This window comes from Nocardia sp. NPDC003979 (genome assembly GCF_053605015.1).
This window is the reverse complement of record NZ_JBSGIJ010000011.1, coordinates 155,554-179,567: the sequence shown is the minus strand read 5'-3', so window position 1 is coordinate 179,567 and position 24,014 is coordinate 155,554. Positions and strand designations below refer to the sequence as shown.

Here is a 24,014-nt window from a genome sequence, read left to right as displayed (position 1 = left end):
GACGTTGTGAAAACTGTTGTGGGACAAGCGAATCATGTCGTCGTCGTGGGAGCCGGGCTGGCCGGGCTCGGCGCCGCGTTGCATCTGCGTGGTGCCGGGCTCGAGGTGACCGTGCTCGAGCGCGCCGATCACCCCGGTGGGCGGGTGGGCCGTTACCGCTTCGCCGACTACGAGATCGACAGCGGCGCAACGGTGCTCACGCTGCCCGAGACGATCGACAACGCCCTCGCGGCGGTCGGGCAGACCCGAGAGGACGTCGGGCTGCGCATCCATCGCCTGACTCCGGCCTATCACGCCCGCTTCGCCGACGGCAGCGACATCCGGGTCTTCGACGACGCCGAACAGATGGCGGCCGAGGTGACCCGCGCGTGCGGTCCCCGCGAGGCACGTGGCTATAGGCGGCTGCGCGATTGGCTCGGCCGGATGTACGAAGCCGAGTTCGACGAATTCATGAACGCCGATTTCGATTCGCCTCTCGACATGGTCCGCACACCGGCCGCCCGGTCGGCGCTGGCCCGGGTGGTGCGCCTCGGTGGGCTCGGCAAACTCGGGCCGCGGGTGCGCTCGTACCTCCGCGACGAGCGGCTGACCAGGCTTTTCACCTTCCAGGCGCTCTATGCGGGGACGGCGCCGGATCAGGCGCTCGCCGTCTACGGCGCGATCCCGAACATGGACACCTGCCTCGGGGTGCACTTCCCCGAGGGTGGAATGCGGGCCGTCACCACTGCGCTGGCCGAGGCCTTCACGGCCGCGGGCGGGCGCCTCGAGCTCGGCACCGAGGTCACCGGCATCGAGTACGCGACCCGCAAGGGCACCGCGTCACCGGGTGCCCGCCACGCCGAGGCCGTCCGCACGGTCGACGGGCGAAGCGTCGCCTGCGACGCGGTGGTCATCACCGCCGACCTCGGCTCGATCCGCCGCTTCGGGCTGCGCAACCGGCGAGGGCTGCGGGCCTCGCCGTCGGCCGTCGTCGCGCACGGCACCGTGCCCGCCGAGGTTGCCGCGCGGTGGCCGGTGCAGGCCCATCACACGATCGAGTTCGGGGCCGCCTGGGAGCAGACCTTCCGCGAGATCGCCGCGGGCAAGGGCCGGGGCAAACTGATGAGCGACCCGTCGCTGCTGCTCACCCGCCCCGCGCTCACCGACGCGGGCCAGTTCGTCGACCGCGCCGACGGCCGCTGGGAACCGCTCTCGCTGCTCGCGCCGTGCCCCAACCTGACCTCGGCGCCGCTGGACTGGGACCGCATCGGCCCGGCCTACCTGCGCGAACTGCTCGCGACGCTCGAGCAGCGCGGTTACACCGGCATCGGTGAGTACTTCCGCGTCGATCACCTCGACACACCGGCGACCTGGGCGGCCCAGGGCATGATCGCGGGCACACCGTTCTCGGTGGCGCACCTTTTCCGGCAGACCGGACCGCTGCGTCCACGCAACCTGCCAAGGGGCGTAGACAATGTCGTTCTCGCAGGTTGCGGCACTACTCCGGGGGTCGGTGTGCCCACCACGCTGCTGTCGGGCGAACTGGCGGCGGCGCGAATCACCGGCAGCCGGGCGCACACCGGTAGCGACCACCGGGTTAGTGTTCGGAACTGAAGCCGTAAACTGACGGCCGACTTATCAGCTCGCGGTTGCGACCGCCGACCATCCGGGGGGAACGACCGAAGATGCCGCCCCCCGAGACGACCGTAGGCCCCATGGACACCACGCGCACCCTCGAACCGCAGCGCCATCTGCCCGCCGGGACCGATCCCGGCGTCCGGTCGCGGCTGCGCACTGTCGGCGATTTCGCCCGGAGCCCCGAAGGTCATGCGGCCTTCATGGGATTCTTCGGCGCCATCATGATCACCTTCGGCGGTTTCGGTGCGGGCGCCGTCCGCAAACGCGATCCGCTGCTCGAGGCGCTGCACCTGTCGTGGCTGCGATTCGGCCACGGCTACGCCCTGTCGATGATCGTCATCTGGGCCGGTGTGCTGCTGATGATCACCGCGTGGGTGCGCCTGGGCCGCACGCTCATCGGCAACGGTGAACCGAAGGTCACGCTCAACGAGCTGCGGGTGATCGTCGGAATCTGGATCACCCCACTGCTTTTCGCGGCCCCGATGTTCAGCCGCGACGCCTACTCCTATCTCGCCCAGGGTGCGCTCCTGCGCGACGGTTTCGACCCCTACCAGGTGGGTCCCGTCGCCAATCCCGGTGTGCTGCTGGACAATGTGAGCCCCGTGTGGACCACAACCACCGCGCCGTACGGGCCGGTGTTCCTGCTGATGGGCCGCGCGATCACCACGCTCACCGGTGACAATGTGATCGCCGGGACCATCGCGCTGCGCTTCGTCATGCTGCCCGGTCTGGCGCTGATGGTGTGGGCGGTGCCCTATCTGACCAAGCATCTCGGCGGCAAACCGACCGTGGCGCTGTGGCTGGCGGTACTCAATCCGCTGGTGCTCGTGCACCTCATCGGCGGCGTGCACAACGAGATGCTGATGGTCGGGCTGATGTGCGCGGGGATCGCGCTCGTGCTCGAGCGTCATCATGTGGCGGGCATCGTCGTGGTGGCCATCGGCGTCGCGATCAAGGCGACGGCAGGCGTGGCGTTGCCGTTCCTGGTGTGGATCTGGATCCTGCACGAGAAGGAACGGCGGGCGGCCGAACGCCGGGCCCACGCCGACTCCGACGCCGGTCTCGCCGAGGAACTGAAGCATCCCGACGCGGCCCGGCCCTCGGCCGACATGCCGCATCCACTGCTCGTGTTCACCAAGATCGCCGGCATCGGCATCGGCGTCTTCGCACTGGTCTTCGGTGCGGCATCGGTGATCGCCGGGGTCGGCTTCGGCTGGGTGACCGCGTTGCAGGGCTCGAACAAGATCATCAACTGGCTGTCGCTGCCGACGATCCTCGCGCACATGGTCACCTGGGTGACGCCGTGGTCGCTGGATTCGGTCCTGTCCGTCACCCGCGAACTGTGCAAGGTCGCGCTGGTGGTCCTGCTCGTGGCCACCTGGTGGCGGTTCCGCCACAGCGAGCGCGAGGCCGTGATGGGCATCATCGTCGCGTTCGTGGCGATCGTGCTGCTCTCCCCCGCCGCCCTGCCCTGGTACTACTCGTGGCCGCTGGCGCTGGCCGCCGGTTTCGCGCTGTCGACGGTGACCCTGCAGTGGCTGGTCGGTATCTGCACCTGGCTGATGCTGGTGTTCCAGCCGGACGGCTCGATCGGCCTCTACAACTTCTGGCACGTGGCGCTGGCGACGTTCGCCGCCGTGGTGGCCGCCGTGTCGCTGCGCCACGTCGACCCGCTGCACCTGCGTTCGGCGAGTTCCCGCGCGATAGCCAAGGAACACGCACCGCCCGTCACGGCATGAGTGTTCCCACCGCGCTGGACGACGCCTACGCGACCTGTCGCCGCATTGCCGCCGAGCACGGACGCACCTACTTCCTCGCCACGGCCTTACTGAGCCCGGAGCGGCGCCGGGCCGTGCACGCGCTGTACGCGTTCGCGCGGATGGTGGACGACATCGTCGATCACGCCGACGACCCCGCGTGGATCCTCGACCCGGCCGACAGACCGCAAGCGCGCCCCTCCAGCGTGGCCCCGGGCGCACACGGTCCTGATCGCCGCCTTCCCCACGCCGGCGACGGCATCTCCCCCGCCCAGCACCTCGATCTGGTCGAGAAGCAGCTCCGGCTGGCCATCGAGCAGGGCAACACCGATACCGCCGACCTGCGGCGCCGCCAGATCATCACCGCGACGGCCGACACCATCGCCCGCTACGACATCACGCACGACCACCTCTGGACGTTCCTCGATGCCATGCGCATGGACGTCCCCGGTACGACCGTGCACCGCAGGCGGTACGCGAGCATGGCCGAGTTGGCCGAGTACATGCGTGGGTCGGCCGCCGCCATCGGTCTGCAGTTGCTGCCGGTGCTCGGCACCGTGGTCCCGGTGGCCGAAGCCGAACCCGCTGCCGCGGCGTTGGGCGAGGCGTTCCAGATAACGAACTTTCTGCGTGATGTGGCCGAAGACCTCGATCGCGACCGTATCTACCTGCCCATCGACGAACTGGCCGCGTTCGGCGTCGACGAGGCGCGGCTGCGCGCGTGCCGGACGGCCGGGCGAACCGATCAACCGACGCGACGCGCCCTGGCCCATCTGATCGCCGTCAACCGCGACATCTACCGCCGCGCGGTCCCCGGCATCGACCTGCTGGCTCCCCGGGTCCGTCCGGCGATCCGAACCGCCGCCGTGCTTTACGCCGAGATCCTCGACCAGATCGAAGCAGCCGACTATCAGGTCTTCACCACCCGCGCGACGGTCCCGAACCACCGCCGAATCATGGTCGCCGCCAAGGGTTTCGCGACTCAGCGCCGCGACCGGCCGGGGCTCGACCCCCGCGCGAGGTAACCCACCCCGAAGCCGACGCCCGGCAAGGGCGAACTGGCCATCCGGTCCGCCGGGCGCGTCCACTCAGCCTGTTCGGCAGGTCCTCAGAAAGGTTCGGCGGCGGCGCGGCGGATGACCTCGCGGGCCAGCGGGCCGTGCAGGGCGTCGACCGGGCGGCCGGGAAGGGAGTCGTCTTCGGTGTAGATCCAGCGGAGGATGTCCTCGTCGCTGTACTTGCCGTCGCGCATCACCGTGATCAGGCCGGGCAACATGCGGACGATCTCGTCGTTGTCGTCGAAGAAGCGGGACGGAATGCCGACGACACCGCCCCGGCGCACCGCGATGAGCTGGTGATCGCGCAGCATCTGGTGCACCGCGGTCACCGGGACGCCGAGTATGTCGGCGGCCTCGGGCAGGGAGACGAGGGTTTCGGTGTCGGGCAGCACGTCGTCGCTGCAGGGAAAGGCACTCACCCGCACAACGGTAGTACGTGACGCGGCGCATCCATCGGCGGGCATGCCGTCGCACCCGGTTACGATCGTGGGGGCCGCACCACCGTGGCCAGTTTGTCGTACGCCGGAGGAACCTGTGATCGGCCAGATGCTGGAAGGGCGCTATCGCATCGACGCGCCGATCGCGCGCGGCGGAATGTCGATGGTGTTCCGCGGAACCGACACCCGGCTCGACCGTCCCGTCGCCATCAAGGTGATGGACCCCAAGTTCGCGAGCGACCCGCAGTTCCTGAGCCGCTTCGAGTTCGAGGCGCGCGCGGTGGCCAAACTCAAGCACCCGTCGCTCGTCGCGGTGTACGACCAGGGTGTCGACGGCGAATATCCCTTCCTCATCATGGAATTGGTCGAGGGCGGGACCCTGCGTGAGCTGCTGCGCGAACGCGGCCCGATGCCCCCGCACGCCGTGCGGGCCGTCGCCGAACCGGTGCTGCGCGCCATCGGCACCGCGCACGACGCCGGCCTGGTGCACCGCGACATCAAGCCGGAGAACGTGCTGATCTCCGACGCGGGCGAGGTGAAGATCGCCGACTTCGGCCTGGTCCGCGCCGTGGCCGCCGCCAACACCACCTCCGCCAGCGTGATCCTCGGCACCGCCGCCTACCTGTCGCCGGAGCAGGTCACCACCGGCACCGCCGACGCGCGCTCGGACGTGTACTCCTTCGGCATCCTGATCTTCGAACTGCTCACCGGCCGCGTACCGTTCACCGGCGACAATTCGCTGTCGGTGGCGTACCAGCGCGTGGAGAACGACGTACCGGCGCCGAGTCAGTTCATCGACGGTGTGCCCGCCGAATTCGACGCCCTCGTCGCCGAGGCCACCTCCCGCGACCCCGCGAAGCGCTTCGCCGACGCCAACCAGATGGCGGCCAACCTGCAGGCCGTCGCGATGACCTTGAACCTGCCGCCGTATCGCGTTCCGGCACCCCGTGATTCGGCCGAGCATCTCAGCGAGGCCTTTCGCGCACCCGTGGCCGCGGCGAATCCCGTCGCACCGCCGCATGAACCCGCACCGCCGCGTCCGGTCGCTCAGCCGCAGCACACCCGGGTGGTCACCGCGCAACGGCCCCGACTCGACGAGCACGCCGATCCGCCCGCGCCCCTGCACAATCCGTTCGTCCCGGCCGAGACCCATACCCGCCGCACCGGCCTGGTGTGGGTGGGTATCGTCACCGCGCTGACGCTGCTGGTCGGCATCGGTGGCTGGTGGCTCGGTGTCGGCCGCTACACGGCGGTGCCGCCGATCGCGGGCATGGACAGCGAGCGGGCCGTCGCCGTGCTGGAACAGGCCGGATTCGAGACGGTACTGCGGCAGAAGGCGTCCGACACGATCCCGGTGGGCGGCGTGGTCGGCACCGACCCGTCGGCGGGTTCGCGGGTCACCAAGAGCTCCACCATCGCCGTGCTGATCTCCAACGGCAAACCACGCGTACCCGAGGACATCAAGCCCGGCGACCAGATCAGTGCCGTGAACGCCGCCATCCGCGACATGGGCCTGCAACCCATCGACAGCGGCGAAGCGGCCAGCACCGCCCCGAAGGGCTCACTGGCCAGGGTCGAGCCCGCCCCCGGCACCGTGTTGCCGATGGGCGCGCAGGTGAAGGTGTACCGCAGCAAGGGCTCCCAGCCCGTGAACGTGCCCGATGTGCGCGGCAAGACCACCGAGGAAGCCACCCAGGCGCTCACCAAGGCCGGACTCACCGTCCGCGAGGTGAAGGTGCAGTTCGACAAGAGCATCGAGGCCGACAAGGCCATCGGCACCGACCCCGCCGTCGGCACCACCCTGCAGTCCGGCGACAGCGTCACCCTGCTCGTCTCCAACGCGATCAAGGTCCCCAACGTGATGGGTCAGAACGTCGGCAACGCCCGCGCCAAACTCCAGCAACTAGGCCTGCGCGTAGAGGTCAAATCCCTCACCGACTCCGACAGCTCCCTGGTCATCGGCCAGGTCCCCGGCATCAACACGAACGTGGAGGCGGGCAGCGTCGTATCGCTGACCGCCCTACCTTGAAGAGATCGCGCCCCGGAAAAGGACGACAAGCCCGACAAGGAAAAGCCCGGCCGCGGCGGTAACCGCTGACCGGGCTCTACCGAACCAGCTCAGCGCAGCATCTCCGCCACCAGGAACGACAGTTCCAGCGACTGCTGAGTGTTGAGCCGGGGATCGCAGGCAGTCTCGTACCGCCCACCGAGATCCAGATCGGAGATGTCCTGCGCACCACCGAGGCATTCGGTGACGTTCTCGCCGGTCAGCTCGATGTGCATACCGCCGGGGTGGGTGCCGAGCGCGTGGTGGACCTCGAAGAAGCCCTGCACCTCGTCGACGATGCGATCGAAGTGACGGGTCTTGAACCCGGTGGACGACTCGTGGGTGTTGCCGTGCATCGGGTCGCACTGCCAGATCACCTGGTGGCCGGTGGCCTGCACCTTCTCGATGATCGGCGGCAGCACATCGCGCACCTTGCCGTTGCCCATGCGCGCCACCAGGGTGAGCCGGCCGGGTTCGTTGTTCGGGTCGAGCCGCTCGACGTATTCCACCGCCTGGTCGGGGGTGGTTGTCGGGCCGATCTTGAGGCCGATGGGGTTGGCCAGCAACTCGGCGAAGGCGATGTGGGCACCGTCGAGCTGACGGGTGCGCTCACCGATCCACAGGAAGTGCGCGGACAGGTCGTAGAGCAGCGGTTCGCCCGTCTCGCTCTCGCTGAGGCGGAGCATCGCGCGCTCGTAGTCGAGGACGAGCGCCTCGTGCGAGGCGTAGATGCGGGCGGTCTTGAGGCTCGGGTCGTTGACCTGACAGGCCGCCATGAACCGCAGACCCTTGTCGATCTCCTCGGCCAGGGTCTCGTAGCGCGCACCCGCGGGCGACTGGGCGACGAAGTCGCGGTTCCAGTCGTGCAGGCGGTGCAGGTCGGCCGTGCCCGCACTGGTGAGGGCACGGACCAGGTTCATCGCGGCACTCGCGTTGGCGTAGGCCCGGACCAGGCGTGACGGGTCGTGGCGGCGCAGCTGCTCGTCGGCGACCAGGGAGTTGACCATGTCGCCCCGGTAGGACTTCAGGCCGAGCGCGTCGATGTCGGCCGAGCGCGGCTTGGCGTACTGACCGGCGATGCGGGCCACCTTCACCACCGGCATGCTCGCGCCGTAGGTGAGCACGACAGCCATCTGCAGCAGGGTGCGGATATTGCCCCTGATGTGGGGTTCGGTGTTGTCGGCGAAGGTTTCCGCGCAGTCACCGCCCTGCATCAGGAAGGCCTCGCCGCGCGCCACCTGCGCCAGCTGCGCCTTGAGGTCCTCGACCTCGGCGGGCAGGCAGATCGGCGGCACGCTCTCGAGCACGGTGCGCATCGTGGTGGCCTCGTCGGCGTCCCAGGACGGCTGCTGCAGGGCGGGGCGAGCCAGAGCGGCGTCCAGTCGCCTGCGCAGATCGTCAGGCAGCGGCGGCAGTTCCGGCAGGCGGTCAATCGGTACGTCGACGGTCCAGGTCACCAGATCAGAATACGGACTCGACGTAGCGGGCGAATATCCGGCGTACCTGCGACGGGCCGACGGGACCCCGGCGGCGACCCCTGCGCACCACGCGCGAAGTGCCCGCATAGGGTTTCACTCAATTCATCGTGGGTCCGCCTGCCTCGTCGCGCCGGACGGGTCGGGCGCCCACCGGCACGAAGAGGCGATCTCCCTGCGATATTTCTACGATTCGGAATTCGTCGAGGACGGCGTGACGATCGATCTGATCTCGATCGGCGTCGTCTGCGAGGACGGACGCGAATACTACGCCGTCTCCACCGAATTCGACGCCGGCCGGGCCGGGCCGTGGGTGCGCCGCAATGTACTACCGAAGCTGCCACCGGCCGGTTCGCCGCTGTATCGCACCCGGGCCCAGATCCGCGACGACCTGTTCAAGTTCTTCCTGCCCCGGCCCGGTGTGTATCCGGAGCTGTGGGCCTGGGTCGGCGCCTACGACCACGTGGCGCTGTGCCAGCTGTGGGGTGACATGACCGCCCTGCCCAAGAACATGCCCCGCTACACCAACGAACTGCGCCAGCACTGGGTGGCCCACGGCAGCCCCGAACTGCCGCCCATCCCCGACGACGCGCACGACGCGCTGGCCGATGCCCGCCACAACCTGGCCAAGTTCGAGGCCATCGAATCCCACCGCCGCACGCCGCGCCTCTGAAAACGACGAAGGCCCCGAGTCGAAAACGACTCGGGGCCTTCGTTGTTCGCGGAATCAGTGACCGCTGTGGTCACCGTTGCCAGTGCGAGCCTGGTGCTCGGCGAGGGCGCCGAGCATCTTGTGCTCCTCGGCCTCCTCGATCTCGGCCCAGGCCTGGCCCTCGGCGCGCGGGTCGGGGCGAAGGAAGCTGCCCGTACCCGGCTTGCCCGCCGAACCGAGGCGGTTCATCTTCTTGGGCACCGGGGCACCCTGGTACTCCAGCGGGATGGCGTGGCCGTGTGCGTCGACCCCGCCCAGCGGCTGGTGCACCTCGATGTACTCACCGTGCGGCAGCCGCTTGATCACACCGGTCTCGATGCCGTGCTCGAGCACCGCGCGGTCGCTGCGCTGCAGGCCGATGCAGAACCGGTAGGTGATGAAGTACGCCAGCGGCGGCAGCAGCAGCAGACCGATGCGGCCGATCCAGGTGGTCGCGTTCAGCGAGATGTCGAACTTCAGCGCGATGATGTCGTTGACACACGAGAGCGTGAGCACCACGTAGAACGCGATGGCCATCGCACCGATCGCCGTGCGCACCGGCACGTCGCGCGGACGCTGCAGCAGGTTGTGGTGCGCACTGGTGTCGCCGGTGAGACGCTTCTCGATCCACGGGTAGGCGATCAGCAGCGTGAACACCAGGCCCATGACCAGCGCGACCCAGAACGCCGCCGGAATCGTGTACCGGCCGAGGTAGAGCTCCCAGGCAGGCATCAGACGCGCCATACCGTCGGTCCACATCATGTAGAAGTCGGGCTGTGAACCCGCCGACACCTGCGACGGGTTGTACGGACCGAGGTTCCACACCGGGTTGATCTGCAGGACACCGCCCATGATGCCGACGATGCCGAGGGTGAAGGCGAAGAACGCGCCCTGGTCGGCGGCGAACACCGGGACGATGCGAGCACCGACCACGTTCGTCTCCGTGCGGGCCGGGCCGGGGAACTGGGTGTGCTTCTGGTACCAGACCAGCGCCACGTGGGCACCGATCAGCGCCAGGATGATGCCGGGCAGCAGCAGCACGTGCGCGATGTAGAGGCGCGGGATGATGATGTCGCCGGGGAAGTCGCCGCCGAACATCAGCCAGTGCAGCCAGGTACCGACCACCGGGACACCGATGGTGATGCCGGAGAACGCGGCACGAAGACCGGTGCCCGAGAGCAGGTCGTCGGGCAGCGAGTAGCCGAAGAAGCCTTCGAACATCGCCAGGATCAGCAGCAGCGAGCCGATCACCCAGTTCGCCTCACGCGGCTTGCGGAACGCGCCGGTGAAGAAGATGCGGAACAGGTGGATGATGATCGACGCCGCGAACAGCAGGGCCGCCCAGTGGTGGATCTGCCGGACGAACAGACCGCCGCGCACCTCGAAGGAGATGTTCAGCGTCGTCTCGTAGGCCCGCGACATGCCGACACCGCGCAGCGGCTGGTAGGCACCGTCGTAGACGACGTGCGCCATCGACGGGTCGAAGTACAGCGTCAGGTAGATACCCGACAGCAGCAGGATGATGAACGCGTACAGCGCGATCTCACCGAGCAGGAACGACCAGTGGGTCGGGAAGACCTTGTTGATCGACCGCTTCACGAACGCGGCGGCGCGATACCGCTCGTCCATCTCATCGGCCTGGTTGGCCATGATAGTTCCAGCACTCATGAACGACGCTCCCAGAAGGCCGGGCCGAGCGGCTCGATGAAGTCGCCCGCGGCGACCAGGAAGCCCTCGGAGTTGACGGTGATCGGCAGCTGAGGCAGCGCACGGGCGGCCGGACCGAAGACCGGCTTACCCCACTCGGTCGCCGAGAACTGCGACTGGTGGCACGGGCACAGGATCCGGTTGGTCTGCTGCTCGAACAGCGAGGTCGGGCAGCCGAGGTGGGTGCAGATCTTCGAGTAGGCGAAGTAGTCGCCGTAGTTGAAGCTCTCCTGGCCCTTGCGCTTGATCGCCTTCTCGGCGTCCTCGGTGCGCAGCCGGATCAGCATGACGGCGTTACGGATGCCGCGCAGCGACTGCAGGGTGGCGTGCGAATCGCCGCGCCACTTCTCTTTCCAGGGGAAGACGGTTTCCATCGCACCCGCGTCGAGATCCTCCGGGCGCACCAGGACGATGTCGTCGGGGCGGCCGGTGTCGCGGCGGATGTAGACGGTCTCGCCCGGGTAGTCCGGGGTCCAGCCCGAGACCCACAGCGGCGACTTGTCGCGCTTGGCCCACGGGTTCTTGATCATGCCGCCGATGAACACCATCGCGGCACCGAGGCCGAGCACACCGACACCGGCACCGGCGGTGCCGAGCATCATCTTGCGGCGACCGAGGGTGGAGGTCTCGAGCGCGTCCTGCAGCTCGGCGGCCAGGGTACGGCGCTCGACCTCGTCGGACGGGCCGTCGTGGCGCTGCTGGATGGAGATCTCGGCGGGGATGAACCGCTTGCGGATCAGCACCACGGCGATACCGATGACCAGCACCGAGATGCCGAAGGTCAGACCGATGAGCGGGGTGAACAGCGAGTAGGCCTCGTGGCCCCGGTCGCCCTTGCCCTTCCACTCCCACGGCCAGAACAGGAAGACACCGATCAGCGCGGCGGCCGCGAGGCCGGAGATGGCGAACCAGAACGTGACGGCCCGCTCGGCGCGCTTCTCCGCCCGGGTGCCGGCCACCGGCCAGCGCTCGCCGCGGTACACGACCTCGACGTCGTCTCGCGCGGTACCGAGTTCGACGAGCTCGTCACGCGACATCGCGTCCAGTTCGTCTTCGGTGGGTTCGCGACCCATGTCGCTTCGCTCCTGTCCACTCATGACTGTGTCCTATCCGACGCGCCGAGCGCGACCTGCCCGATCATGTCCGGGAACCGATCCACATGGCCGCACCGACGGTGGCGGTGATGCCGATGACCCAGATGGCGAGACCCTCGGTCGCCGGACCGAAACCGCCGAGATCCCAGCCGCCGGGCGACTTCTCCTCCGCGGCGTTCTTGACGTAGGCGACGATGTCGCGCTTCTCTTCCGGCGTCAGCTGGCGGTCGGAGAACTTGGGCATGTTCTGCGGGCCGGTGAGCATGGCGTCGTAGATCTGCTGCTCGTTGGCCGGCTCGAGCGGCGGAGCGAACTTACCGCCCGACAGCGCGCCACCACGACCGGTGAAGTTGTGGCAGGACGCGCAGTTCATGCGGAACAGCTCCGAACCGCGGCCGATGTCGTCGCCGCGCAGCGATTCCTGGGCGATTTCGCCGTTGGCGTCGCGGATCACCGAGGGGCCACCGCCGTTGGCGGCGACGTAGGCGCCGAGCGCGTCGGTCTGATGCGCGTCGAACTTCTCGGGCTTGCGCATGGCCTGGGCCTCGTTGCGCACCATCGGCATACGGCCGGAGGAGACCTGGAAGTAGACCGCGGCCTCACCGACACCGATCAGGCTCGGACCGCGATCGGGCACACCCTGCAGGTTCGCACCGTGGCAGGTGATGCACGAGGTCTCGTAGAGCTGCTTGCCCTCACGGATCAGCGCGGACTGGTCCTCGTTCGCGGTGGCGATCTGCGGCTCGGGGGTGAGCGCGCTCGCCAGGAAGCCGGCTCCGACGAGGCCGACCATCAGCGCGAGCGCACCCGCGATACGACGGCGGGCACGACGCTGCTTGCGCGTCTTGGCAGCCTGACCGGCGCCTGCGGGCTCGGGGGCCGACGGGGGAGATGAACTCATCTGTAGTCCCTTTGGAGTAGACGGAACCGACTTGTGCAAAAGCTTGTGTGCCCGCGGGCTAGCTGACGAAGTAGATCGTGGCGAACAGCCCGATCCAGACGATGTCGACGAAATGCCAGTAGTAGGACACCACGATGGCGGCGGTGGCCTGAGCGGGGGTGAACTTGCTCAGCGTGGTGCGGATGAGCAGGAACACGAACGCGATCAGACCGCCGATCACGTGCAGACCGTGGAAGCCGGTGGTGATGTAGAAGACCGAGCCGTAGGAGCTGCCCGCGATGGTCGTGCCCTCGTGCGCCAGGTGGTAGTACTCGTACGCCTGACCGGCGACGAAGAAGGCACCCATCAGCAGGGTGATCGTGTACCAGCGGCGCAGGCCGAACACGTCGCCCTTCTCCGCGGCGAACACGCCCATCTGGCAGGTGAACGACGATGCGATCAGCACGGCCGTCACCGGAACAGCCAACGCGAGGTTCAGCTCGGTGGGCTCCGGGGGCCAGTCGCCGTGCGCTTGCGCGCGCGCAACGAAGTACATGGCGAAGAGGCCGGCGAAGAACATCAGCTCGCTCGACAGCCAGATGATGGTTCCGACGCTGACCATGTTGGGCCGGTTCAGCGAATGCACACGCTGAGTAATGGCCGATCCTGGGGTGCCTACTGCGGTCGTCACGGGGTAAGTATGACTCTTCGTAGTACGACAGCTGTACCCGGGTACGAAAGTTTGTCGCGCGGACCGGAAAACCCACGTACAGAGGGGGTCCGAAGCACCCGTCGGCGTGTTGGCGACTCTTCGCGTGACAACTCATTGTGACAGCGTTGGATGTGGATAGGCTGAGACGAGGAGGCGACGATGGTCGTAGTGCGGATGTGGCGGCGGCTCTTCGGTGGGCAACCCGGTGGGCTCGATCCCACGCGCGAGGATCTGGTCGTCGTCGCGTCGAGCTTCGACGACGCCGAGGCGTCCTCGGTGGCGCTCGACCGGGCCGTCGATCTCGATCGCGGCGCGCAGGCGGTGTTGCGGCACCATCTGCGGCTACCCGCCGATCGCATCGACGAGGCCTGTGAGATCGCCGGATACGACGGCTACGAGCGCGCGGAGGTGGTGCGCGGGGTCTCCGACGAGCTCGTGCCCGTGCTGCTGCAGCGGGTACAGCTGCTCGACCCGCTGACGATCTCGCAGGAACGTTCGCGGATGGCGGGCCTGGCGCAACGCCACGACGGGGTCGCCGACGGGTGGGACGCGCTGCAGCCGCCACGTCCGGCCGCCTAAACTTGCCGATCGAGCGCACAGTGGTTGCGCAAGCGCAACCTCGTTGCGCCCGTCGTCGAAACGGAGATGCAGAGCAGATGAGCGTGCGCAGCTGGCCCCAGGTGCTCGGGACACTCGCCGACGGGGGTGACCTCGGCTCCGACGACACCGCGTGGGTGATCGACGAGATCTTCACCGACAACGCCACCCCTGCCCAGATCGCGGCCTTCGGCGTCGCCATGAAGATCAAGGGCCCCACCCCCGCCGAACTGGCGGGCATGGTGTCGGGGATGCTCGGGCACGCGCGGCTGGTGCACGTCGACGGGGACGCGGTCGACATCGTCGGCACCGGCGGTGATCGTTCCGGGTCGGTGAACATTTCCACCATGTCCTCGGTGGTCGTCGCGTCGGCGGGGGTGCCGGTGGTCAAGCACGGCAACAGGGCCGCGTCGTCGAAGGCCGGTGGCGCCGATGTGCTCGAGGCGCTCGGTGTGAAGCTGGCGCTCGGCCCGCAGTCGGTGGCGCGGTCGGTGCGCGAGGCCGGGATCGGGTTCTGCTTCGCGCCGCTGTTCCATTCGGGTCTGCGTTTCGCGGGTGCGGCGCGCAAGGAGATCGGCATTCCGACCGTGTTCAATGTCCTCGGCCCGCTGACGAATCCGGCGCAGCCGCGCGCCGGGCTGATCGGCTGCGCGTTCGAGGACCTGGCGCCGGTGATCGCGGGTGTGTTCGCGCGACGCCGCTTCGCCGACGCGGTACCGGGTGTCGCGGGGACCCCCGCCGAGTACAGCGCCAGTGCGCTCGTAGTGCGCGGGCGCGACGGGCTCGACGAGATCACCACCTCGGATCTGACCGATGTGTGGGTGGTCAGCGGTGGGCGCGTCGAGCAGACGGTGCTCGATCCGACCGCGCTCGGCATCCCCCGCGTCGATCTCGACGAGTTGCGTGGCGGCGATGCGGCCGAGAACGCGCGGATCGCGCGGGAGGTCTTCGCCGGGACGCCGGGTCCGGTGCGGGACGCGGTGCTGCTGAATTCGGCCGCGGCGATCGTCGCCTACGACCTGTCACGTGGCGTGGGCGATGTCGATCTCGACCTGGACGCCGCGCTCTCGGCGGCGATGGAACGCGCCGCCGCCGCGGTGGACAGCGGCGCGTCCGCGAAGTTGCTGCAGACCTGGGCCGAACTCACCCAGGTCCTCGACGACAACTGAAAGCCCTACTCCCCCAGGGAGAATCCGGCTTCCACGTCGGCACTGGAATACGACTTGAAGGCGATGTGGGTGGTGGTGCGCACCACCCCGTCGACCTTGTCGATGCCCTCGGTGACGACCTCGGCGATGCGCTCGTGATCGCGTACCCGCACGATCGCGATCAGGTCCACATCGCCGGCGCAGGAGTACACCTCGGCGACTCCTGTGGTATCGGCGAGCGCCTGTGCGGTCTCGGGGATGCGAGAGTTCTCGGCCTGGATCAGCACGATCGCGGTAATCATGGGATCAGCCTAGAACTTCGGGCCGCTCGGTGGCCGCTTTGAACCGTCGCATGAGGTCGTAGCTCTTCACACCCGGTGCCGTTTCCAGCGAACTCGATACGTCGACGCCGTAGGGACGGTGGCGGGCGATGACGTCGGCGACATTGTCCGGGTCGAGGCCACCGGCCAGCACCACCCGGCCCGGCTGGGCGCGCACCCAGTCGGGGAACTCCTCGAAGACGCCGCTGCCCGCGCTGGCGTCGTAGAAGAAGTATTCGCTGGTCTGCTCGGGTGCGGGCGGGGTCGAGGAGCAGAAGGCCAGGTTCGGCAGGTCGGCCCACCGGTAGAGCTGGACGACGTCGAAGGCGTCGGCCACCTCGGCGACTTCGGCGTGTTCCAGCGCGACCGCGAAGGTGGTGATGCGACCGCGCGCGTAGTCGGCGAGGGCACGGGCCTGCTCGGGCGTGCGGTATCGCTTGCTCTTGGGCGTGACCATGACGCCGATCGCCGAGTAGCCCAGCTCGACCGCCCAGTCGATCTGTTCCTCGGTGGTCAACCCACACACTTTCACGAACACCGCCACCAGTCCTTTCCACCGTGAACGCCACCGACCATGATCCAGGACGGGCCAGGTGTGTGGCGGTCAGGGCGGTGGAACAGCGCCGGTCGCGTTCACCGCTCCGCCAGATACTGCTCCTGCTCGGACCGCACTTGCGCCGCCTCCCGGGCCAGCTGCGCCCAGGCGACCCAGCGGGCGGCACCGTGCAAGGGTTCGCAGTACCCGTCGCTGGTCCGGACGATCCTGGCGCCGGGTTTGGCGAGCCAACGCGCGATGACGCCGACCTCTTCCGGCGGCGCACCGAGGAGCGGGGGTACGTCGTGGGCGAACACGGCCGGCCGCTCGGCGCGCGACCCGGCAGCCTCGGCGAGCGACGGAGCCGTGATGGGCGACGCGGGAGGCTCGGCAGTGGGCTCGGACGGATCGGTTGTCGCCGAGGCGGCGGCGATTCCGGGGATCGGCATCGCTGCTCGTGACGGTGTGCGCTCCTTGCTCGTTGCCGCGTCGCCGAGATCGGGCACGACCGTTTCCGCGGCGGCCACGATCTGGTCTACGACGGCCATGGGTGGCGCGCCGCGCCGGGCGACGCCCGCGGCGGCGAGGCGGCCGTGGCGGATGACGGAGAATTCCCAGCCGCCCGCGCCGTCGGGAAGGGCGATGATCAGTTCGGCGAGGCGGGCCAGGGCAGCCAGTCGTTGCGTGCGCGCCAGTTTGGTGACCACGGCGGCGGTGCGATCACGCAGGCGGGCAGCTGCCTCGAAATGCTCTGCCGTGGAATAGGTTTCGATGCGCTCGAGCATCGCGCGCAGGAGGGTGTCGGAGCGACCCGTGAGCAGATCGCGAACCGAACCGGCGGCGGGTGCGTAGGTGGCGGCATCCGAGCCGTCGTTACGGGCGGCCGGGCATCCGCCGACGATCGCTGGTTGGCACATGTGTATCGCGGCGCGGGTGAGCCGGGTGGCACAGGTGCGCAGACCCGCGAATTCGGCGATGGTCAGGCCGACATCTACGGCGTCGGCGCGAGAGTTGAACGGGCCGAGAGCAGTTCGGGTCGGCGTGCGAACGGCGACCAGGCGCGGAAAGGGTTCGTCGGTGAGAGTGAGCCACCAGCCACGCTTGGGGAACTTCGAACGGCGGTTGTAAGGCGGGGCGTGGGCGGCGAGCAGTCGCAGTTCGCGAACACCGGCTTCGAGTCCGTGCGCGCAGACCACGTGGTCGACCCGTTGTGCCAGCGCCACCATCTCTTTCATGCGGCCGCGAGTCTCCGAGCCGGTGAAGTAGTTGCGCACGCGGCGGCGCAGATTCACCGCCGTCCCTATATAGAGGACTTCGTCGGACGGACCGCGGAACAGATACACACCCGGCGCGGCGGGGAGATCGTTGGCGAATGTCCTTTTGGCGCGCTGTGTTCCGGTGACACCGGGCAGATAGTCGAGCAGTTCCGTCAGGCTCTGCACACCCTGGTTACCGACGCGGGCGATCAGCGCGTGCAACACGTCGACGGTGGCGCGGGCATCGTCGAGAGCGCGGTGCGTCGGCGTGGTCGACGCACCGAGGATCTGTGCCAGCACCCCCAGCCGCGCCGACGGCGCCTCGTCGCGAGTGAGCACCCGCCGCGCCAGCTTCACCGTGCACAACACCTGCGGATTCGGCCACGGAATGTCCTGGCGCGCGGCAGCGGCTTTCAGGAAAGCCGTGTCGAACCGGGCATTGTGCGCCACCAGCACCGCCCCCGCCGCGAACTCGAGAAACCCCGGCAGCACCGCCTCGATCCGCGGCGCGGCATACACCATGGCCGTGGTGATCCCGGTGATCTGCACGATCGCGGGTGGAATCTCGTACCCCGGATTCACCAGGGTCGCGAACTCCCCCAACACCTCTCCCCCACGCACCTTCACCGCCCCGATCTCGGTGATCGCATCACCGTCGGGGCTGGTCCCGGTGGTCTCCAGGTCGACGACGACGAAAGTGGTGGCATACAACGGCGTATCGAGCTCGTCGAAGGCCAGCTGCCGCGCGGCCGGGAGTACAGGGTCGGGCACGCACAGCAGAGTAAGGAAGGGGTCCGACAGTGTTGGTTGGAGCGCTGGCGCGCTCGAGTCGGCGGCCCCTGCGGTCCCGACGCTGCGCGGCGATCCCTCCGCCTTGCCAGGAGGTTGCCTCGGTGAAGGGTGGCGGGTTCAGCGGGGCACGTGCTGTGGCCAGGCGGGGAGGGGTGGGGTGGGACGAGCCGTCAAGTAGCGGCTCCACTCGGGGAAGGTGGGCAGCGGCTGCGGCTTGTAGTAGGTGAGCGGTGGGCGCTGGGTTGTGGTGGGGCGGGTCGAGGCGTCGTCGGTGTCGACCCCCGACACAGCGCGGGCCAGTCCGACGACGAACAAGCAGACGAGTACGGCGATCGCGCCTGTGCTCGATCGCCTGGCACCGCCTGCGCTCGGACCGCCGAGGTACTCGCGGCGCACCGCCGGGTCTCGCAACGACCCGGAAGGATCGGGTACCTGCCGCAACAGTTCCCGCGCCGCGGGCCCGTGGGCCGGTTCGAGTTCGGCGGCCCGCAACAGCCACCGCTCGGCATCCGCCCGCCTGCCCGACCGCGCGGCGTCCGCGCCGAGCAGATACATGGCCTCGGCATTGTCGGGTTCCAGCCGCAACGCCTGCTCGAGTGCCGCACGCAACGCCACGGCGCGCTGGGCGTCGGCCTCGGCGCCGTGCCACAGCACGCGGGCACGCGTGATGTAGAGCAGAGGTTCCTGCGGGTCGAGTTCGATGCCGACGTCGACGGCGGCCAGCGCCGCCTCGCGGTCCCGGGGCGCCAGCACGACCGCGAGTACCCGGTGACACTCGGCCGACCAGGGATTCAGGTCCGCGCAGGTGTACGCCGCGCGCACCGCCTCGTCCTGATGGGCGAGCGCCGCGATCCGATCGGTATCGGTCAGCCGGTCGAACAAGCCGTGTTCACTGAGCGCGAGCAGGACCCACCCGAACAGGTGCTCGGGGTCGTGGCGCAGCGCCGTGCGTGCCGCCGCGCTCGCGGTGGCGAAATCCGCGGACCTCAGCCACGTGTGCGCGACATGTGCGTGGGCATCGGCGTTGTCGGGTTCGACGGCCAGGAGGGCGGCCAGCTCGGCGCGGGCCGCCTCGAGTCGGTCCAACTCGACCAGTACGACGGCCCGATCGAGTCGCGGTTCGCTCATCGGTGCCGGTTCAGCGCTTGACGCGCTTCAGGTACCGGGCGAGATCGTCATAGCTCCCGTCGCCGTTGGCGAATTCGACCACATTGCGGGCGGATTCGAACCAGGCACCGGTACTCGGCCGCACCTGGGCGAGCGCGGCCCGCACATCGGGCATGCCGACGGGACGCACTTCACCCGTGCGCATCGAGTCCGCCATCGCCAGCTGGGTGGCCGAGGTGCAGATGTGGGCGAGGTCGGCGCCGGACAGGCCCTCGGTGTGCGTGGCGAGGGCAGTGAGGTCGATGCCGGCGATCGGACGGTCACGCAAGTGGTAGTGCAGGATCGACCGGCGCGCGGCCGCGTCCGGCAGGCCGACGAAGATCATCCGGTCGAACCGGCCCGGCCTGCGCAGCGCCACATCCACGTCCCACGGGTGGTTCGTCGCGCCGAGCACGAACACGCCCTCATTGCTGTGGGTCGCCGAATCCATTTCGGTGAGCAGCTGGTTCACCACCGTGCGCATCGCCGAGGAGCCGTGCATCTGGCTGCGCTTGTGTCCGAGCGCGTCCACTTCGTCGAGGAACAGCACGCACGGGGCATTACGGCGGGCCATCTCGAAGATGCTGTGCACATTGCGCTCACTCGACCCGGTGTAGATGTCGAGGATGTCGGCGATCTCGATCGGATAGAAGTTGGCGCCGAGTTCTCCGGCCACCGCCGAGGCGATGAAGGTCTTGCCGCAGCCGGGCGGGCCGTAGAGCAGCAGGCCGCCGCGGGCGGAGGTGCCGAACGCCTTGGCGAGCTCGGGATTGCGCAGCGGACCGAGCAGGGTGAGGTCGAGCTGACGCTTCACCTCGTCCATGCCACCCACATCGGCCAAGCCGAAGCGAGGGCGCTCGAGAGTGGCCGCGTCGTCGTCGGTGACGAACTCGGCGGGGGCATCGACGAAGGCGGGGGCGATGATGTCGCCGACCTGACTCTCGGCGGCCGCCCAGTCGTAGCCCGTCGGCACGGCAGCGGGCGGGGCGGCGGGCGCCGGTTCCGGCGATCCACCGCTCAACGCGGTACTACACCGTGTCATCAAGGCCAGGACCTGCGCGTTTCCGGGCTCGTTCCCGAGTGCGACACCACAGTGAGCCAGCGCATCGGCATACCGTTGCCGCTCGATCAGCAGCTCGATGACGCACACGCGCAGCGCGAGCACCCCCGGACTGCGGTCGAGCATCGTCAGCATGTCGGTGAGTACCTGGTCGTCGGTCACCTCTCCCCCTTCGCACCGCGAACATTCGACCGTACCGTAACCGCCCCAACGGGTTTCGCTGAATCGACCGAAGTTCGGTCCCACCCACCGGGACCAGGTCCGCGAGCCGGGTGCCCGACCCGATGCCGATCATTCGCCGCGAATATTTCGCACCGATGCGAACAAAATGACCGCGAGCAAACCCAATTGAGACCGGCATCACAGATATCGCGGTTATGCATTACTGCCGCCGAAACGATCGGATAAGTGACGTTTCCAGATTCCGACCGCGACAGCGGGCGGCGCGCCCGGCGTGTCGACTGGATGTCAACCGGCGGGTCGCCTTGGCGCCACGCTCGCCCAACCTGGGACTTCACTGAGAATTCACGGCGTGTCGCACAGACACACCGACCCGACGCCGCGCCGGAGGGCAGTCGGCCCGCTCGAGAAATTCGACCTGGCGTTATCTTTTCGTGATTCGGTGTGACTCACGTCGCACGTTCGTTCCGGTCGAATCGACGAATTCCCTTCCAGGACACATGTCCGACTTTACAAACCACCGTGATTGGTTCGTAACCTTTTCGAGACCTCACGGAGTCCGCCAGGCCGCAACGGCTCGGCGCGAGGAGTCCGCCCCGTCATACGGACGGGACGTCGTGGGGCAGATTGGAAGTACCGCATCATGGCGACCAACACCGTCAAGCGTCAGGCGCAGCGTGCCGTTGCCGCCGGAGCCGTCGGCGCTGCCACCATCGGCGCGTTCCTCCTGCCGGCCGCTCCCGCGTCGGCGACGCCCGTCACCGTGCCCGGCATCGGCACCTTCGAGGTGCCCAACGAGATCCCGATCCCTGCGGGCATCCCCGGCATCGAGGCCCCGGCCGCGCCGCACGTGTTCACCGCGCCCACCGCCACCGCCGCCGACATCGCCCTCGATGCCGCACTGAGCAAGGTCGGCTCCCCCTACGTCTACGGTGCCGCGGGCCCGGACGCCTTCGACTGCTCGGGTCTGGTCCAGTGGGCCTACCGCCAGGCGGGCATCGAGCTGCCCCGCACCAGCGGCGCCCAGCTCGGCGCAGGCACCCCGGTCGCGCTCGGCGACCTGCGCCCCGGCGACCTGGTGTCGTTCTACGGCGGCGGCCACTCGGGCCTCTACGCCGGTGACGGCAATGTCGTCCACGCCGCCACCTCGGGTTCGCCGGTGCACGTCGCCTCGCTCGACTCGATGCCGTTCGCGGGTGCGCGCCGCTTCTGATCCAGCCGGCACGGTGCGTCGTTCTCGGGGAAGGGCGCACCGTGACCCTTTCGTGCCCCACTGGACACGAACCCTCGCCGTTCCGTAATCTGATCGAGACCTTCGTGGCGGACGGGGAAGTCCGGGTTCAGGTAAGGCGCTGGCATCGTCGGATATCGAGAGAACGGGGCACGGGGCACTGTGAGATCACAACACCGGAGATTTCACGCAGCGCGTGGATTGGCCGGAGCCCTGAGCGCGACCGTCCTGGTCTGCACCGCCGCCGTGGCCGGCCCCTCCTCGGCCGACCCGGTCGCCCTCCCTACCACCGCCGGTGACGCGATCGCCCGCATGGTCGACCTGTCCCGGCAGGCCGAAGTGGTCAACCAGGAATCCCTCACCGCGCAAACCGAACTCGACGCGAAGCTGGCCGTCCAGCGCGATGTCGACGCGAAGCTCGCCGCCGCGACGGCCGTCGCCGACGCGGCCCGTGCCGAAGTGCGCAAATTCCAGCCGATGATCGACCGCGCCGCCGTGGCCGCCTACACCGGCGCGCGCACCGACCGCATGTTCGCCGTGCTGTCGAGCAACTCCCCCCAGCAACTGCTGGACAAGATGTCGACCCTCGACGTGCTGTCCCAGCAGACCGCCGACTCGGTCCGCGAATTCAAGAAGGCCGCCGACGCGGCGACCGCCGCCGAGACCACCGCCCGCACCGCCGCCGATGCCGCCCGCGCCGCGACCGCCGCCGCCGAGGCCGTGCGCGCCGATGTCGACCGCAAGCGTGCCGACCTCGCGGCCGCGACCACCCAGGTCGTCGAGGCGTGGGGTGCGCTGTCGGCCCGCGACAAGTCCACTCTCGCCGGCTCACCCTTCCCGCCCGGCTTCGATCGAGACAGCCTGCTCGCAGGCCTCGTTCCCGGTAGCGGAACGAGCGCGCTGGCCGCCGCCCTCACCCGGGTCGGCGACCCGTACGTGTGGGGCGCCACGGGCCCCGACCAGTTCGACTGCTCCGGTCTCGTGCAGTGGGCCTTCAAGCAGGTCGGCAAGAACGTCCCGCGCACCAGTTCCGCGCAGGCCGGGTACGGCACGCCCGTGGCGAAGGAAGATCTGCAACCCGGTGACGTGGTGCTGTTCTATCCGGAGATCTCGCACGTCGGGATCTACGCGGGCAACGGAATGATGGTGCACGCCTCCACCTTCGGCGTACCCGTCGCCGTCGCACCGATCGACACCACCCCCTATCACTCGGCCCGGCGATACTGAGGCCGTGAACGTGCGCACCTGGCTGTCGGCGCGTGGCCGACTCGAATTCTGTCTCACGCTCGCCTCGGTCACCCTGCTGACCGGGGCGTGCGTCGCCCTGATCCTGGTGCCGCGCAACGCCGGACCGCTGCAGCTGGCCACCGAGCAGGCCGAGGTGCTCGGCACGACCGTCGGCATCGACGATCCGCGCCTTGCCCCGGTGCGCCGCGAGGTGCAGCCGTTCGGCCCGATCCTGGTGCGTCAGGTCGAGGCCGGTGGCGCCGACACCGCGCTGGTGGTGGCCCATCCGGGCCACGAAGCCGACCTCGAGGTGCTCGAGGCCCAGCTCGCGCCCGCGATCGCCGACGTCAGCGCCGTGTGGGGCACCGAGTGGAACCGGGCACCGGTCATCGTGGTCGCGAGCAACAGCGCCGAGTTCACCGCGTTGACCCGCCGGGCGGGGGCGTCGACCACCGCCGACGTGGCCGCGGTGTCGTTGACCGGCTCCTACGTACCCGGTACCGAACCCACCGAGCAGCGCATCGTGTTCAACCCCGATGCCCGTCGCCGCGTCGGTGACGAAGGCATGGCGACCCTGTTGCGCCACGAACTCACCCACGTCGCCACCCGCGCGGTCACCGTCGACGGTGCGCCGCAGTGGCTGCTCGAGGGGTTCGCCGAGTACGTCGCCCAGCGCGCGAGCGGTCAGACCTTCTCGCAGATCGCCCCGACACTCACCACGCGGTTACGGGCGGGCACGCTGCCTGCCGACCTGGTCACCGACGCCGAGTTCACCGGCACCGACGCCGCCTTCGCCTACGAATCGGCGTGGAGCGCGTGCGCCTACATCGCCGACCGGCACGGTCCGGCCGCGCTCACCCAGCTGTACCGGCAGCTCGCGCAGGGCCCGCAGTCGACCGCAGCCCAGGACGCGGCGTTCACCACCGTCCTCGGTGCCTCCCGATCCCAGCTGCTCGACGGCTGGCGCTCCTGGCTGCGCTCCCACGCTGTCTGACCACCGGCCACCTCGCCCGACCGCCGCCCCTCGTCGAGGCACCGACACATTAG

The 24,014-nt window shown here is 68.9% G+C and carries 21 protein-coding genes; 10 read left to right on the top strand and 11 right to left on the bottom strand.

Features of this window, described 5'->3' with window-relative positions; genetic code table 11:
• The first annotated feature begins 6 nt into the window (after window positions 1-6).
• The 3 genes from crtI (at window position 7) to ACWEVR_RS22880 (ending at window position 4,399) form a co-directional block, all read left to right on the top strand.
• The gene (gene crtI / locus ACWEVR_RS22890) at window positions 7-1,593 is read left to right on the top strand and encodes a phytoene desaturase family protein (protein WP_452468648.1); all 1,587 of its coding nucleotides are present in this window, start codon (window positions 7-9) and stop codon (window positions 1,591-1,593) included.
• A 101-nt stretch (window positions 1,594-1,694) separates the two neighbouring features.
• Window positions 1,695-3,356, top strand: coding sequence for an alpha-(1->6)-mannopyranosyltransferase A (locus tag ACWEVR_RS22885; protein WP_452468647.1), 1,662 nt, complete (start codon window positions 1,695-1,697; stop codon window positions 3,354-3,356).
• On the top strand, window positions 3,353-4,399 hold the full coding sequence (locus ACWEVR_RS22880) for a phytoene/squalene synthase family protein (RefSeq protein WP_452468646.1): 1,047 nt from the start codon (window positions 3,353-3,355) through the stop codon (window positions 4,397-4,399). Before ACWEVR_RS22885 ends, ACWEVR_RS22880 begins: the two co-directional genes overlap by 4 nt.
• Window positions 4,400-4,482: 83 nt before the next feature.
• Here the strand turns inward: ACWEVR_RS22880 and ACWEVR_RS22875 are convergent, their stop codons facing one another.
• Complete coding sequence (locus tag ACWEVR_RS22875) at window positions 4,483-4,851, bottom strand: Rv2175c family DNA-binding protein (RefSeq protein WP_452468645.1); 369 nt, start codon at window positions 4,849-4,851, stop codon at window positions 4,483-4,485.
• Between the two features lie 127 nt (window positions 4,852-4,978).
• Between ACWEVR_RS22875 and pknB the strand changes: the two genes are divergently transcribed.
• Entirely contained in the window at window positions 4,979-6,898 is a 1,920-nt protein-coding gene (pknB, locus tag ACWEVR_RS22870) for a Stk1 family PASTA domain-containing Ser/Thr kinase (RefSeq protein ID WP_452468685.1), read from the top strand.
• Between the two features lie 89 nt (window positions 6,899-6,987).
• On the opposite strand, the gene ACWEVR_RS22865 is transcribed toward pknB, so the two are convergent.
• The gene (locus ACWEVR_RS22865; RefSeq protein ID WP_067497414.1) at window positions 6,988-8,373 is read right to left on the bottom strand and encodes a class II 3-deoxy-7-phosphoheptulonate synthase; all 1,386 of its coding nucleotides are present in this window, start codon (window positions 8,371-8,373) and stop codon (window positions 6,988-6,990) included.
• A 193-nt stretch (window positions 8,374-8,566) separates the two neighbouring features.
• Between ACWEVR_RS22865 and ACWEVR_RS22860 the strand changes: the two genes are divergently transcribed.
• A complete protein-coding gene (locus ACWEVR_RS22860; protein ID WP_067642942.1) occupies window positions 8,567-9,064 on the top strand; it encodes a polyadenylate-specific 3'-exoribonuclease AS in 498 nt (165 codons plus the stop codon).
• Window positions 9,065-9,118: 54 nt separating this feature from the next.
• Here the strand turns inward: ACWEVR_RS22860 and qcrB are convergent, their stop codons facing one another.
• The 4 genes from qcrB to ctaE are packed head-to-tail and all read right to left on the bottom strand — an operon-like array spanning window position 9,119 to window position 13,454.
• Window positions 9,119-10,750 carry a cytochrome bc1 complex cytochrome b subunit gene (gene qcrB / locus ACWEVR_RS22855; protein ID WP_452468644.1) on the bottom strand — a complete coding sequence of 544 codons (1,632 nt, stop codon included), beginning with the start codon at window positions 10,748-10,750 and terminating at the stop codon, window positions 9,119-9,121.
• Window positions 10,747-11,886 (bottom strand): cytochrome bc1 complex Rieske iron-sulfur subunit, encoded by a 1,140-nt coding sequence (gene qcrA, locus ACWEVR_RS22850; protein WP_452468643.1) that lies wholly within the window; start codon window positions 11,884-11,886, stop codon window positions 10,747-10,749. Before qcrA ends, qcrB begins: the two co-directional genes overlap by 4 nt.
• A 40-nt stretch (window positions 11,887-11,926) precedes the next feature.
• A complete protein-coding gene (gene qcrC / locus ACWEVR_RS22845; protein ID WP_357398017.1) occupies window positions 11,927-12,784 on the bottom strand; it encodes a cytochrome bc1 complex diheme cytochrome c subunit in 858 nt (285 codons plus the stop codon).
• A gap of 58 nt (window positions 12,785-12,842) precedes the next feature.
• Complete coding sequence (gene ctaE / locus ACWEVR_RS22840; protein ID WP_439266192.1) at window positions 12,843-13,454, bottom strand: aa3-type cytochrome oxidase subunit III; 612 nt, start codon at window positions 13,452-13,454, stop codon at window positions 12,843-12,845.
• Between the two features lie 180 nt (window positions 13,455-13,634).
• Here ctaE and ACWEVR_RS22835 point away from each other — a divergent pair, with 180 nt between their 5' ends.
• Together ACWEVR_RS22835 and trpD are read left to right on the top strand one after the other, a co-directional pair.
• Window positions 13,635-14,054: a hypothetical protein gene (locus tag ACWEVR_RS22835; RefSeq protein ID WP_452468642.1), complete on the top strand. Its 420-nt coding sequence runs from the start codon at window positions 13,635-13,637 to the stop codon at window positions 14,052-14,054.
• Window positions 14,055-14,131: 77 nt separating this feature from the next.
• Entirely contained in the window at window positions 14,132-15,241 is a 1,110-nt protein-coding gene (trpD, locus tag ACWEVR_RS22830) for an anthranilate phosphoribosyltransferase (protein ID WP_452468641.1), read from the top strand.
• Window positions 15,242-15,246: 5 nt separating this feature from the next.
• On the opposite strand, the gene ACWEVR_RS22825 is transcribed toward trpD, so the two are convergent.
• The 5 genes from ACWEVR_RS22825 to ACWEVR_RS22805 form a co-directional block, all read right to left on the bottom strand.
• On the bottom strand, window positions 15,247-15,522 hold the full coding sequence (locus tag ACWEVR_RS22825) for an Lrp/AsnC family transcriptional regulator (RefSeq protein ID WP_452468640.1): 276 nt from the start codon (window positions 15,520-15,522) through the stop codon (window positions 15,247-15,249).
• A gap of 4 nt (window positions 15,523-15,526) precedes the next feature.
• A complete protein-coding gene (gene trpF / locus ACWEVR_RS22820; RefSeq protein WP_157105098.1) occupies window positions 15,527-16,057 on the bottom strand; it encodes a phosphoribosylanthranilate isomerase in 531 nt (176 codons plus the stop codon).
• A 116-nt stretch (window positions 16,058-16,173) separates the two neighbouring features.
• Window positions 16,174-18,108, bottom strand: coding sequence for a DEDD exonuclease domain-containing protein (locus ACWEVR_RS22815; protein ID WP_452468684.1), 1,935 nt, complete (start codon window positions 18,106-18,108; stop codon window positions 16,174-16,176).
• 132 nt (window positions 18,109-18,240) lie between these two features.
• Complete coding sequence (locus tag ACWEVR_RS22810; protein WP_452468639.1) at window positions 18,241-19,251, bottom strand: hypothetical protein; 1,011 nt, start codon at window positions 19,249-19,251, stop codon at window positions 18,241-18,243.
• Between the two features lie 10 nt (window positions 19,252-19,261).
• A complete protein-coding gene (locus ACWEVR_RS22805; RefSeq protein WP_452468638.1) occupies window positions 19,262-20,491 on the bottom strand; it encodes an ATP-binding protein in 1,230 nt (409 codons plus the stop codon).
• A gap of 661 nt (window positions 20,492-21,152) precedes the next feature.
• On the opposite strand from ACWEVR_RS22805, the gene ACWEVR_RS22800 reads away from it, so the two are divergent.
• From ACWEVR_RS22800 to ACWEVR_RS22790, 3 genes are all read left to right on the top strand, one after another.
• On the top strand, window positions 21,153-21,722 hold the full coding sequence (locus ACWEVR_RS22800; protein WP_452468637.1) for a C40 family peptidase: 570 nt from the start codon (window positions 21,153-21,155) through the stop codon (window positions 21,720-21,722).
• Window positions 21,723-21,941: 219 nt separating this feature from the next.
• Window positions 21,942-22,967 (top strand): NlpC/P60 family protein, encoded by a 1,026-nt coding sequence (locus ACWEVR_RS22795; protein WP_452468636.1) that lies wholly within the window; start codon window positions 21,942-21,944, stop codon window positions 22,965-22,967.
• A 4-nt stretch (window positions 22,968-22,971) separates the two neighbouring features.
• Window positions 22,972-23,961: a peptidase MA family metallohydrolase gene (locus ACWEVR_RS22790; protein ID WP_452468635.1), complete on the top strand. Its 990-nt coding sequence runs from the start codon at window positions 22,972-22,974 to the stop codon at window positions 23,959-23,961.
• Window positions 23,962-24,014 lie beyond the last annotated feature (53 nt).

What these genes read in the sequence shown, in the direction of transcription:
- ACWEVR_RS22885 (WP_452468647.1), top strand. Translation starts at nt 1,695, where the DNA reads ATGGACACCACGCGCACCCTCGAACCGCAGCGCCATCTGCCCGCCGGG.
- ACWEVR_RS22880 (WP_452468646.1), top strand. Translation starts at nt 3,353, where the DNA reads ATGAGTGTTCCCACCGCGCTGGACGACGCCTACGCGACCTGTCGCCGC.
- pknB (WP_452468685.1), top strand. Translation starts at nt 4,979, where the DNA reads ATGCTGGAAGGGCGCTATCGCATCGACGCGCCGATCGCGCGCGGCGGA.
- qcrB (WP_452468644.1), bottom strand. Translation starts at nt 10,750, where the DNA reads ATGAGTGCTGGAACTATCATGGCCAACCAGGCCGATGAGATGGACGAG.
- qcrA (WP_452468643.1), bottom strand. Translation starts at nt 11,886, where the DNA reads ATGAGTGGACAGGAGCGAAGCGACATGGGTCGCGAACCCACCGAAGAC.
- qcrC (WP_357398017.1), bottom strand. Translation starts at nt 12,784, where the DNA reads ATGAGTTCATCTCCCCCGTCGGCCCCCGAGCCCGCAGGCGCCGGTCAG.
- ACWEVR_RS22835 (WP_452468642.1), top strand. Translation starts at nt 13,635, where the DNA reads ATGGTCGTAGTGCGGATGTGGCGGCGGCTCTTCGGTGGGCAACCCGGT.
- trpD (WP_452468641.1), top strand. Translation starts at nt 14,132, where the DNA reads ATGAGCGTGCGCAGCTGGCCCCAGGTGCTCGGGACACTCGCCGACGGG.
- ACWEVR_RS22825 (WP_452468640.1), bottom strand. Translation starts at nt 15,522, where the DNA reads ATGATTACCGCGATCGTGCTGATCCAGGCCGAGAACTCTCGCATCCCC.
- ACWEVR_RS22810 (WP_452468639.1), bottom strand. Translation starts at nt 19,251, where the DNA reads ATGAGCGAACCGCGACTCGATCGGGCCGTCGTACTGGTCGAGTTGGAC.
- ACWEVR_RS22800 (WP_452468637.1), top strand. Translation starts at nt 21,153, where the DNA reads ATGGCGACCAACACCGTCAAGCGTCAGGCGCAGCGTGCCGTTGCCGCC.